General features: G+C 64.3%; 12 protein-coding genes. 10 read left to right on the top strand and 2 right to left on the bottom strand.

Features of this window, described 5'->3' with window-relative positions; genetic code table 11:
• Positions 1-3: 3 nt before the first annotated feature.
• A complete protein-coding gene (locus tag QU595_RS25160) occupies positions 4-576 on the bottom strand; it encodes a GbsR/MarR family transcriptional regulator (protein ID WP_315927111.1) in 573 nt (190 codons plus the stop codon).
• Between the two features lie 229 nt (positions 577-805).
• A complete protein-coding gene (locus tag QU595_RS25155) occupies positions 806-1864 on the bottom strand; it encodes a D-TA family PLP-dependent enzyme (protein WP_315927109.1) in 1059 nt (352 codons plus the stop codon).
• A gap of 159 nt (positions 1865-2023) precedes the next feature.
• Between QU595_RS25155 and QU595_RS25150 the strand changes: the two genes are divergently transcribed.
• The 10 genes from QU595_RS25150 to QU595_RS25105 all read left to right on the top strand — a co-directional run bounded on the left by QU595_RS25150 (position 2024) and on the right by QU595_RS25105 (position 11976).
• A complete protein-coding gene (locus QU595_RS25150) occupies positions 2024-2863 on the top strand; it encodes a transporter substrate-binding domain-containing protein (RefSeq protein ID WP_315927107.1) in 840 nt (279 codons plus the stop codon).
• A gap of 88 nt (positions 2864-2951) precedes the next feature.
• Positions 2952-3614, top strand: a complete 663-nt coding sequence (locus QU595_RS25145) for an amino acid ABC transporter permease (RefSeq protein ID WP_315927105.1) — start codon at positions 2952-2954, stop codon at positions 3612-3614.
• 5 nt (positions 3615-3619) lie between these two features.
• Complete coding sequence (locus QU595_RS25140; RefSeq protein ID WP_315927103.1) at positions 3620-4282, top strand: amino acid ABC transporter permease; 663 nt, start codon at positions 3620-3622, stop codon at positions 4280-4282.
• A gap of 8 nt (positions 4283-4290) precedes the next feature.
• Positions 4291-5058 carry an amino acid ABC transporter ATP-binding protein gene (locus QU595_RS25135; protein ID WP_315927101.1) on the top strand — a complete coding sequence of 256 codons (768 nt, stop codon included), beginning with the start codon at positions 4291-4293 and terminating at the stop codon, positions 5056-5058.
• A gap of 16 nt (positions 5059-5074) precedes the next feature.
• Positions 5075-5458: a RidA family protein gene (locus QU595_RS25130; protein WP_315927099.1), complete on the top strand. Its 384-nt coding sequence runs from the start codon at positions 5075-5077 to the stop codon at positions 5456-5458.
• A 63-nt stretch (positions 5459-5521) separates the two neighbouring features.
• Positions 5522-6319, top strand: coding sequence for an IclR family transcriptional regulator (locus tag QU595_RS25125; protein ID WP_410000568.1), 798 nt, complete (start codon positions 5522-5524; stop codon positions 6317-6319).
• Between the two features lie 218 nt (positions 6320-6537).
• Positions 6538-7623 carry a hypothetical protein gene (locus QU595_RS25120; protein ID WP_315927095.1) on the top strand — a complete coding sequence of 362 codons (1086 nt, stop codon included), beginning with the start codon at positions 6538-6540 and terminating at the stop codon, positions 7621-7623.
• Positions 7624-7987: 364 nt separating this feature from the next.
• A complete protein-coding gene (locus tag QU595_RS25115; RefSeq protein WP_315927092.1) occupies positions 7988-8572 on the top strand; it encodes a PE-PGRS family protein in 585 nt (194 codons plus the stop codon).
• A 125-nt stretch (positions 8573-8697) separates the two neighbouring features.
• Positions 8698-10419 (top strand): type I secretion system permease/ATPase, encoded by a 1722-nt coding sequence (locus tag QU595_RS25110; RefSeq protein ID WP_315927090.1) that lies wholly within the window; start codon positions 8698-8700, stop codon positions 10417-10419.
• Between the two features lie 135 nt (positions 10420-10554).
• Entirely contained in the window at positions 10555-11976 is a 1422-nt protein-coding gene (locus QU595_RS25105) for an HlyD family type I secretion periplasmic adaptor subunit (protein WP_410000567.1), read from the top strand.
• Positions 11977-11984: the final 8 nt, after the last annotated feature.

Raw genomic sequence — 11984 nt, 5'->3', positions numbered from 1 at the left:
GGCTCACTCCTGCGGCGCCGCGCGGTGCTTTCGTCCAAGCGACACGACCCGATCCTTCGCGTCGAGGAGCTTCGTGACCTTCGAGCCAAGACGAAGCAACGTCGCCAATCGCTCGGTTTCGAGACGCTTGACGTCGTCGTACCAGTTCGTGAGTTGCTCGATCAACCCGTACATCTCGGTCAAACGCGTTTGCGCGAAGCGTTCCTGTTCGCTCTTTGGCTTCTGCATCAGCAGTTCGCGCAGGACCGAGAGCGTTGGATCCACTTCGCGCTTCTTCCGCTCTTCGGCTAGCGTGCGAAGAATCTGCCAGACGTCGTCCGGCGTGGTGAAGAAGTCGCGCCGGTCGCCCGGCAGATGCTTGAGCAGGACGAGGTTCCACGCCTGCAGTTCGCGCAGGCTCATCGACACGTTCGAACGCGAGACGCCCAGTTCCTCGGCGATCTGTTCGGCGCAGAGCGGTCGGGGCGAGAGATATAGCAACGCGTAGATCTGGCCGACGGTGCGGTTGATGCCCCAGCGGCTGCCCATCTCGCCGAAATGCAGCACAAAGGCCTGGATGAGAGGCGGCAGGTCCATGTGATGTTGTTCATCCTGAAGTTTCAGAAACTTCTGAAATTAGGATACGGCCTGCTTGCCGCCATGGCAAGTCTTTCGATCCGGATCCGCTTCAGGTTGTCGTGATCGGCCCGGCGGGTTCAGGACGGCTTGCCCTCGCGCGGACGCATGGTTTCGAACGCTTCCACTGCCGCGACAGGCTGCCACCGTTGTGCGGGTCAACCTTGCCGCGCGTGATTGCAAGCTCTCGTCACACGATCTTGCCGCGCGCCGGCACAGGCCAGCGCTGCGGTGCCTGCCCGGCCTGAAGCGCATAGACGGCATCGACCATATTGGTCACCACGCAGGCATGGTTCGGCACGATGCGCAGGCGCTCGCCGACCTTCAGTCCTATGTCGCCGTCGCTGCGCAGGCGCCCATGCTCCTCCGACAACTGATCGATCGCGATGTCCGGCCGGCCCAGCACGTGGCCGTAGCCGGTCAGACCGAGCAGGTCGGATGTCAGCGTCTTCGATCCGGCGTCGATGATGGCGCGGTTGGCGGCAGGAACCGAGACGACCGTGGCCAGCACCGTAAGCGCACAATCCTCCCAGCCGCAGACGCCGCGCGCCACCAGCGAACGATCGTTGTAGACGTAGGTGCCGGGGCGATATTCCGTCGTCGCCGGCGCAAGGTGCGCCGACATCATGTCGGGCGAGCCGCCCGACGTGATCGCAGGAACGGGAATGCCGCGTTCCTCGATCAGCGCCTTGGCCTCGGTCATGAAGGCTTGCACGCGCGCCGCGCCGCCGACCGGCGGATAGGTCATCAAACCGGCAAAACGCAAACCGGGCGCCGCGGCGATGCGGCCGGCGAGATCGGCCGCGTCCTGCGGCGAGGCGACGCCGCAGCGGTCGGCGCCGGTGTTGCACTCAACGAAAACGTCCAGCGTTTCGCCGGAAGCCGAAAAGGCGACCGAGAGGCCGTCTACCACAGTGGCGTTGTCGGCAACGACCGCCAGCCGCACCTTGCGCGCCAGCGCGACCAACGACCTGAGCTTGTCCTGGCCGAGGATGTTGTAGGTGATCAGCACGTCGCTCAGGCGGCTGCTGCCCGCGACCATGGCCTCTGCTTCCGAGACCTTCTGGCAGGTGATGCCGACCGCACCGGCGTCAAGTTGCATCTCCGCCAAGACCGGCAGCTTGTGCGTCTTGATGTGCGGCCGGACCTTGAGGCCGTGGCTGTCGGCATAAACCTGGAAGCGCTCGATGTTGCGCCTCGCGACATCGATGTCCACCAGCACCGCCGGCGTCTGAATCTCGTCATGCATCGCTAGCCAAACCTCCAAAAGTCGAAGCGTCGGGATCATCCCTCCGAACCGCTTGACAAACAATGCAGCGCGGCAGTAGATCAGTCAATCCACTATTTCGGACATATGTCCACAATAATGGACAGGTTACCAGGAACCCTTTTTCGGAGGACACGGGAGATGAAGACGGCTCTCTTTGCGGCCGGGGCCGCATTGGCGCTCTTGGCTGCGATGCCTGCCAGCGCACAGCAAAATCAAAGCAAGCTCGATGAAGTTCTGGCGCGAGGCCATTTGATCATGGGCACCGGCAGCACGAACGCGCCGTGGCATTTCAAGAGCGCCGACGACAAGCTGCAGGGCTTTGACATCGACATGGGCCGCATCGTGGCCAAGGCGCTGTTCGGCGATCCTGACAAGATCGAGTATGTGAACCAGTCGTCGGATGCCCGCATCCCCAACATCACCACCAACAAGGTCGACCTGACCTGCCAGTTCATGACGGTGACCGGGGAGCGCGCCCAGCAGATCGCCTTCACCATTCCCTATTATCGCGAAGGCGTTGGCCTGATGCTGAAGGCGGACGGCAAATATGCCGACTATGCCGCGCTCAAGGCAGCCGGCTCCGGCGTGACCGTTTCGGTGCTGCAGAACGTCTACGCCGAATCCATGGTGCACGCCGCCCTGCCGGAGGCGAAGGTGGACCAGTACGAGTCGGTCGACCTGATCTACCAGGCCCTGGAATCCGGTCGCGCTGACGCTGTCGCCACCGACCAGTCGTCGCTGTCCTGGTACATGAAGCAGAACCCGAACCGCTACAAGGACGCCGGCTATGGCTGGAACCCGCAGACCTACGCCTGCGGCGTCAAGCGCGGCGACCAGGACTGGCTGAACTTCGTCAACACCGCCCTGCACGAGGCCATGACCGGCGTCGAGTTCGACTTCTACGCCAACTCCTACAAGACCTGGTTCGGCAAGGAACTGTCGCCGCCGCAGATCGGCTTCCCGGTCGAATACAAATAAGCACCCGCATGGCGCGGCCACATCTTGTGCCGCGCCATCGCTCCGCGATCCGGCGCATCCCTATCGGCCGCACCCTATAGGACGCAAAATGGGTTACACCCTCAACTTCTCCGCGGTCTGGCGCAGCTTCGACCTGCTGCTCGAAGGACTGGCGCTCAGCCTCGGCCTCGCCTTCGTGGCGATCGCCATCGGCTGCATCATCGGCCTCGTCACCGCCTTCGGCCTGCTGTCCAGGCAGGCGCTGCTGCGCCGGCCGGCGCAGATCTACGTCACCATCATCCGCAACACGCCGATCCTGGTGCTGGTGCTGTTCACCTTCTTCGCGCTGCCGCAACTCGGCATCCGCCTCGGCAAGATCGAAAGCTTCGTCATCACGCTGTCGGTCTATGCCGGCGCCTATCTGGCCGAAGTCTTCCGTGGCGGTCTGGTCGCGGTGCCCGGCGGCCTGAAGGAAGCAGGGCTCGCCATCGGGCTCAGGCAGTCGCAGATCCGCAACCTGATCGTCATCCCGCTGATGCTGCGCAACGTGCTGCCGTCGCTCTCCAGCACCATGATCTCGCTGTTCAAGGACACCTCGCTCGCCGCCGCCATCGCCGTGCCGGAACTGACCTTCGAGGCGCGCAAGATCAATGTCGAGAGCTTCCGCGTCATCGAGACGTGGATCGTGACCAGCCTTCTCTACGTCGCCACCTGCTCCTTCCTGGCTGCCCTGCTGCGCCAGTTGGAGAAGCGCATGTCCCTTCCGCGGTGATCGACATGGATATCGTCGCCTTCCTCAATACGCTTTGGATCGCCCGCATCCCCATCCTCAAGGGACTGGGCGTCACCGTCTCCATTTCGCTGCTGGCCATCCTCGTCGGCACCGTCGTCGGCATTGGCGTCGGGCTGGCGCTGACCTATGGCAAGGGACCGCTGCGCTGGCTCGTGCGCGGCTACACCGATTTCATCCGCGGCACCCCGGTTCTCGTGCTGGTCCTGGCGAGCTACTACGTGCTCGGCACGGTCGGCATCGACCTGGGGCCGTTCCAGGCGGGCGTGCTGGCGCTCGCCGTGTTCTGTTCTTCCCATGTCGGCGAGATCGTGCGCGGTGCGTTGCAGTCGATCCCCAAGGGCCAGACCGAGGCCGCCAAGGCGATCGGCCTGACCTTTGCGCAGACCTTCGCCTATGTGCTCGGGCCGCAGGCGCTGCGGCAGGTCCTGCCGGCCTGGGTCAACACCGCCGCCGAGATGGTCAAGGCCTCGACGCTTCTGTCGATCATCGGCGTCAGCGAGCTTCTGCTGCGCACGCAGGAGCTGATCTCGCGCACCTTCCTCAGCCTCGAATTCTACCTGTTCGCGGGCTTCCTCTACTTCGTCATCAATTACGGCATCGAACGTTTCGGCCGCTACGTCGAACGCAAAACCTCCGTCCCTTCGTGAGGCTTCCAATGAGCAACCTTCTCGAAATAAAGAACCTGCACAAGAGCTACGGCGACGTCGAAGTGCTCAAGGGCGTCGATTGCACGATGGCCCAGGGCGACGTCATCTCCATCATCGGCTCCTCCGGCTCCGGCAAGACCACCATGTTGCGCTGCATCAACATGCTGGAGGAGTTCGAGGGCGGCACCATCAGCATCGACGGCGAGGAGATCGGCTACGAAACGGTCAATGGCGCGCGCCGCAAGAAGAAGGAAAAGGAAATCGCCCGCCAGCGCGCGATGACCGGCATGGCCTTCCAGCAGTTCAACCTGTTCCCGCACATGTCTGCCGCCGAAAACGTCATGCTCGGCCTGGTCAAGGTCAAGGGCATGAGCCGCGGCGAAGCGCGTGGCCTGGCCGAGAAATGGCTGGACCGCGTCGGCCTCGCCGAACGTCGCGACCGCTATCCGGGCCAGCTTTCGGGCGGCCAGCAGCAGCGTGTCGCCATCGCCCGCGCCATCGCCATGAACCCCAAGCTGATGCTGTTCGACGAGGTCACCTCCGCCCTCGACCCCGAACTGGTCAACGAGGTGCTGCAGGTCATCAAGGACCTCGCCCGCGACGGCATGAGCATGCTTCTCGTCACGCATGAGATGCGGTTCGCCTACGAAGTCTCGACGCGCGTCATCTTCATGAACCAGGGCCGCATCGGCGAAGAAGGCGATCCTCGCGAGATGTTCGTCAAGCCGCAAACCGAGCGGCTGGCCGAGTTTCTCAAGACCTCAACATTCAACTAGCATCCGGAGAACAGACATGACGATCAAGCGCTACGGCACCGGCCAGACCGGCGCCGGCAAGCAGCCCTTGCCTTTCGCCCGCGCCGTCGAAGCCAACGGCTGGCTCTACGTGTCGGGCCAGGTCGCCATGGAAAACGGCGAGATCGTCGGCGGCGGCATCATCCCCGAGACGCGCAAGACCATGGAGAACGTCATCGCCATCCTCAAGGAGGCGGGATATGGCCTCGAGCATGTCGTGCGCGTCGGCGTCTGGCTGGACGACCCGCGCGATTTCTGGTCCTTCAACGGCGTCTACGCCGAATATTTCGGGGAGCATCCGCCGGCCCGCGCTTGCGTGCAGTCGAGCATGATGGTCGACTGCAAGGTGGAGATCGACTGCGTGGCCTACAAAGCCCCGTGAGTCGGCACTAGATTCCGCGACAGTCGATCAAGGAGGTGAGGCGTGGATGACGCACGGGACGATATGGTCAGCAGGCGCGCGCGCGGCCTCGACCGCGCCTTCGAGATCCTCAACTTCCTGCGCCTGAAGCGCCAGCCGCTGCGCCCCAACGAGATCGCGTCGGGCATCGGCGCGCCGCGCTCGTCGGTCTATGAGCTGGTCAACCAGCTGATGCGCCAGGGCGTGCTGGAATATCGCGGCGAGGACGGCCGCGTGTTCCTCGGTCGCAACCTCTATTTCCTCGGCATGGCCTATGCCGAGCAGTTCGACCTGATGCGGGAGTGCGACCGGCTGCTCACCCACATCGCCGAGGAGACCCGCGAGACCGCGCAGATGTGCCTTCTGGAAGGCAACAAATACACCGTCGCGCAGATGAAGGAGGGGTCGCGCCCCTTCCGCATTTCGTCCAATGTCGGCGACCCCGTGGCAATTCCGTGGACGGCATCCGGCCGGCTTCTGGTCGCGCATATGAGCGATCAGGAAATCCTGGATTTCATCCCCAGGGAAGACTTCCGCCTACCTGACGGGCAGTGGCTCGATCCCGCCGTCTTCATCGCCGAGGTGCGCGAGGCGGCCAGGGTCGGCTACTATACCTTCAACAGCGTGGTCGAGAGCTTCACCCATTGCTTCGCGGTGCCGGTCTATCGGGCCGATTCCGTCTGCATTGCCACGCTGTGTCTGGTCGCCCCGCGCGAGGACGGCCTCAGGAACCATGCGAGCTACCTCAAGACCCTGCTCGATGCGGCCGCCGATTTGTCGAGCCGGCTCGGGCACATAGCTGACGAAGGCAAGCAGGACCGGCGCGTCGCCGGCCGGGGATGACGGCCTGGGCCCGACCGGCGAAAGGATAGCCGACGGCCTGCCGCCCTCCCCACCTGAATGGGCGTAGACGAATTGCAGGCTCCGCTTTTTCTCCGACAGCTTCATAATACGAGCGGTTCCGAGTGACGTCTTTGCGGTGTCGCGCGGATCCAGGTCGGAGCATGTCGGGGGCGACACAGCCTCGATGCCCTCGGCGCAGCCGGTTCGGAGAGACGGCCATGACTGAGCCTCGTCAAAATACCGAGGACGCGCTCAACACGAGCGCCAGCCAGAACACGCTGTCCGGCTCGGCCGCCGGGCACCTGGCACTGGTGCCGACATGGATGCCGCTGGATGTAACCCCGGCCAATTCGGCCGGCAGCGGCGGCGACGGCATCAGCGTAGGTGTCATCAGCAGTCAGCCCACCGCCATATTCGTTCCGTCCAACCTGGCCATATCGGGGCCCTATTCCACCGCCAGCGCGGATCAGGGAAATGGCGCGTTCGTCAATCAACATTCCACGGAAATGGCCGGCCTCGGCGGTGACGGCGGCGACGGCAACACGGCCCTTGGCGTCGCCGGCGGCGGCAATCATGCCGGTAGCGGCGGCTCCGGGATTTTCATCGGCGGTCTGGTCAGCACCGATGTCGCCGCATTCGCACCCGTCAATACGGCGGTGGCGGCGGGACCGCATTCATCGGCCGTTGCGAACCAGACCAATGAGGCCATCTTGCAGCAGGGCACGACCCAGATCGCCGGCATCGGCGGTTCGGGCGGCAGCGGAAATTTCGCCGGGAGCGACACTGGCCATTCCTCGGGCGGTTCGACCGCCATCTACACGGGCGACAATTATGCCGGGCACGGCGGCGACGGCATCTTCCTCGGCAGCATGGTGGACGTGAACGTCGCGATCTTCGCGCCGATAAACATCGCCGTCGGTGCGGCCGGCGGCGACGCCGAAGCCCACCAGACCAACAATGTCGTCTTCGACCAGGGCGGCACGCAGATCGCCGGCATAGGCGGTAACGGCGGAGGCTTCAACATGGCCTCGGACACCATCTTCACCGGCAACATGGCGGATGGCGGCGGCGGCACAGGCGTGTCGAACGGCAGCGTGGTCAACGTCAATGTCGGCTATTTCGAGCCGATGAACATCGCGGTTCCCGCCGGCGGCACGGCCGACGCGCAACAGATCGACCATGTCCTTTCCGATCAGCATGCCCTTCAGGTGGCGGGCGTGGGTGGCCTGGGCGGCGGCCACGATGCCACCGGCGCCGCGCACGGTTCGCTGGTCGACGACATCTTCGGCCTGATACATAGCTGAAGCCGCTTGCCCGGCCAAGCTTCGAACGCTGGCGACGCGGCGGCATTCCCGCACGTACTGGGCGGATGGCCGCTGCCCATCCGCGTGTACCGCCACGAAATCCTGCGATGACCCACGAGGATCGAGCCGGCGGTGACGCGGCCGGTCCCGGCAGTGCTCCTTTGGAAAAACAGAGAGCCTGGGACGGACGCGGCTTCTTCCTTTTTGCGGTTACACCCACCCCACCCAAAAGGACACGCCACAATTTCCATCTGGTTCCGACAGGGCATCGCGAGCACAGTTTTAACGCGGCTCCCTCCCCCGGTCATGGTGCCGGAAGCATGTCGCAACTGCGGGGGCCAAGATCAAAGCGGAGGACTTTCACATGGCAATCCCAACGATGTCCGATACGATCAATCTGAGCCACGTCCATGCCGGCGACGCCAATGCGGGCAATGGCGGTGATGGCTACAATGACGGCACGATCAACTACAACCCCTCGGCCTATGTGGCGAACACACAGTCCGTAACCGGTTCCGACGTCGATCTCCACAATGGCGATCACCTCTGGCAATCGGCCGACTGGGGTGCAGGAACGGCCGGACACGGCGGCGAAGCCGAGGCGGAAAACGGCTTCCTGTCCACCATCACCAACAATGGATCCGGCGGAGCCGGTGGCAGCGCGAATTCGAACGGTAACCAGGGTGCCGCGACCGGCGGCGACGTGGCGGCGGTCCATGCCGATACGGGCGCGACCCAGAACACGCAACTGTTCGCCGACCAGCACGCCAACATTCTCGCCGGCGTCGGCGGCAATGGCGGCAACGGCAACATGGCCCGCGGCGGCGACATCTCGACGGCGCTGGTGCATTCGGATCCGACCACGACCACCAACACCACCACGACCAGTGTCGACCATAGCTTCGACCACAGCTTCGTGGACATCGATCTCAGTCATCTGCCCATCTGATGCTTGTCTCGGGACCGGCGGCGCGGCCGCCGGTCTCATCGTCCGGGAACGATCTCCAAACGATCGCCTGACCGGCTCGCCTTTGCGCCGAATGGCGTCGAAAGCTTCGTTGAGGAGATGCGAGGATGGCGCTTAGACAATCCAGGCGCAAGGCGACTCCTCTGGTCATGGCATTGCGGGCCTGCGCGGGCGCATTCGGCCTCGTCTTCCTCTACAGCTGCGGCTACAATATTTTCCTGCTCGCGCCCTCCATCTACCTGTTGCAGATCTACGATCGCGTGCTGTCCAGCCGCAGCGCCGACACGCTCGCGATGCTGACCATCATCATTGCAGTGGCAGTCGTGGTGGGTTCGACGCTGGATGTTGTGCGCCGCGCCGCGCTCTCGCGCATCGGCAGTTGGCTCGACCAGCGGATGCGACCGATCGTGCTGGCGGGTTCGCTCGAATATGCGGCCCGTGCCGATCCCGTCGCCGCCGCGGACTGTTATCGCGATCTCTCCACGCTGAGGAGCTTTCTCGATTCGCCTTCCAGCGCGCTGCTGTTCGATATTCCCTGGGCGCCGGTCTTCCTGCTCCTGCTTTTCATGGTCCATCCGCTGCTCGGCGCGATCGGGCTGGCAAGCGCACTCCTGCTGCTTTTGTTTGCCGTGCTGGCCGAATTCGCGGCCCGCGAACCGCATGAGCAGGCGAACCTCGCCCATGCCAGAAGCTATTCGCGGTTTTCCCAGACGCTGAAATATCTCGGCATGATCCGCGCCATGGGCATGCAGGAGGGCGCCCTGCGCATGATCGTGCACGACGCCGAAACCGGACGGACGGCGCAGGACATGGCCGTGCGGCGAAGCGAGATCATGCTCGCGCTGTCGAAATCCGTGCGCACCCTGACGCAGATCCTGGTGATGGGCGCCGCGACATGGCTGGTCCTGGCGGACAACAGCAGCCCCGGTATCATCTTCGTCGCCAGCCTGCTTCTCGGCCGCGGCTTGGCGCCGGTCGAAGGCGCCATCGGCGCATGGCGCGGCTTCTCGGTGGCGCGCGACGCGTTCGAGCGCCTCAACAGGATACTCGACGCTGTTTCACCCGGCTCGCTCAGCATGACCATAACGCTGCCGGAATCGAAGTGCCACCTCGTTCTGGAGAATATCGGGTTTGCGTTGCCGGCTTCACAAACGCCGGTCTTGAGCAATGTCTGCCTGCATCTGTCCGCGGGCGATTGCCTGGCGCTGATCGGGCCTTCGGGCGCCGGCAAGTCGACGCTCGGCCGCATCATTGCCGGCGTCTCGCGGCCCACGTCCGGGCGCGCCTTGCTCGGCGGGGTCGACATTTCCGCCTTGCGCCGCTGCGCCGGCATGCGCAGGATCGGCTATCTGCCGCAGGACATCGAACTCTTCGGCGGCGCGGTCAAGGACGTCATCGGCAGGCTCGACGGCGCCGACCCGCGCAAGGTCGTCGAGGCGGCGAAGCTCGCCGGGCTCCACGAAACCATCATGCGGCTGCCATACGGCTACGAGACCGACATCGGCGACGGCGGCAGCACCCTGCTTCGCGCGCAGCGGCAGCAGCTCGGCCTGGCACGGGCCGCCTATGGCGACCCCGCCTTGATCGTGCTCGACGATCCGAATTCGAGCCTCGACTACGAAGGCGAGCGCATATTGTTCGAAGCGATCGAACGGCTGAAAGCGAGGCAGATCACCACCGTCATCATCACGCACCGCATGGGCATCCTGCCCGTCACCAACAAGATCGCGATCCTGCGCAACGGCACCATCGCCGCCTTCGGCGACAGCGAGCAGATATTCGAGAACTATCTCCAGCCGCCCGCACGGACGGCCGTCGGGGCGAGGTGAACGGATATGCAGTTCGGCTCTCCCTTCGCGCTCCGTTCCGAGATGCTGAGAACCGCCGCGTCCGCGATCTCGGACTGGATCGATCCCAGGTCGGTACGCAACCACACGCTGGACAAGATCGTGATCCCGATTCTCATGGCGAGCTTGCCGGTCAAGGTTTCGGACGCGCTCGTGGCGCGCCGCCAGCTCCCGGCACCGAAGAAAGCGGCCCCCTCGACGCGTCCGGCCCTGCGGCGGCCGGCTTATGAGGTGCCGACGGATGCGCCGGCCAAGCCGCAGCTCCGCGCCGTCGCCTGGACGGGCAACCTCCTCGTCGGCGTCTTTCTGCTGGGTTTCGGCGTCTGGTCGATGCTGGCTCCGCTGAAGAGCGCCGCGATCGCAACTGGCGTCGTCGAACCGGAATCGAGCCGCAAGACCATCCAGCATCTGGAAGGCGGGATCGTGCGCGACATCCTGGTCAAGAATGGTGAGACGGTCGTTCCCGGACAGGTGCTTATCAAGCTGGACGACACCAAGCCGCGCGCCGAATTCGACAGCCTGCAGACCCAGCTCTGGGATGCCGAAGCCAGCCACGCCCGGCTTGTCGCCGAACAGCAGAATCAAGACCGGATCAGCTTCCCGCTGGTGCTGCTGACTTTGGCCGAGAAGAACGCGTCGATGGAGGCCATCCTTTCCGGGCAGAAGAAGATATTCGAGGCCCGCCATATGGTGATGCAGTCCGAGATCGCCGTCACCAACGAGAAGATGAACCAGGTCAAGCAGGAAATCGCCGGCCTGACCGCGCAGCAGGAGGCGCTGACGACGCGCGCGGAGCTTACCCGGCAGCAGCTGGACGCCATCAGCTCTCTGGTGGCCAAGGGCGTGGAGCGCAAGACCAAACTCCTCGATCTCGGACAGATGAAGGCCGACCTCGACGGCCAGATCGGCGAAACCGCGGCACAGATTTCACGCGCCTACCAGGTGATAAGCGAAGCGCAGGCCAGTCTGGTGAAGATCGAAAGCGACCGTCAAAACGAGATCGCCCAGAACCTGCGCGATACCGAAAGCCAGATCCTGCAGATGGGCGACCGCCTGCAGGCCACAGACGATCAACTGTCGCGCACGGACGTGCGGGCTCCCCAGGCCGGCGTGGTGGTCGACCTGCGCATCCACACGACCGGCGGCGTCGTGGGCGCGGGCGAGCCGCTGCTCGACCTCGTGCCGGCGGACGACCGGCTGATCGTTTCGGCCCATGTCAGGCCCGAGGACATCAATCTCGTCCATCCGGGGCTGAAGGCCCAGGTGCATCTCCTGCCCTACAACCAGCGCCGCGTTCCGCTGCTCAAGGGCGAAGTCGCCTATGTCTCGGCCGACAGGCTCACCGACAAGGCGACCGGACAATCCTATTACGCGGCGACGATCCGCATCACGGATGAGCGGGTGACGAAGACAGGCGAGATCGACATGGTGCCGGGCATGCCCGCCCAGGCGCTCATCGAAACCGGCCAGAGCAGCGTCGCCTTCTACCTGCTCCGGCCGCTCTTCGACAGCTTCAACCGCTCGTTCCGGGAGAATTGACCGGGGGA

Origin of the sequence: Mesorhizobium sp. SP-1A (assembly GCF_032460275.1) — a bacterium.
Lineage (GTDB): Bacteria > Pseudomonadota > Alphaproteobacteria > Rhizobiales > Rhizobiaceae > Mesorhizobium.
The sequence above is the reverse complement of the archived record's forward strand: the minus strand, read 5'-3'. Positions and strand labels throughout refer to the sequence as shown.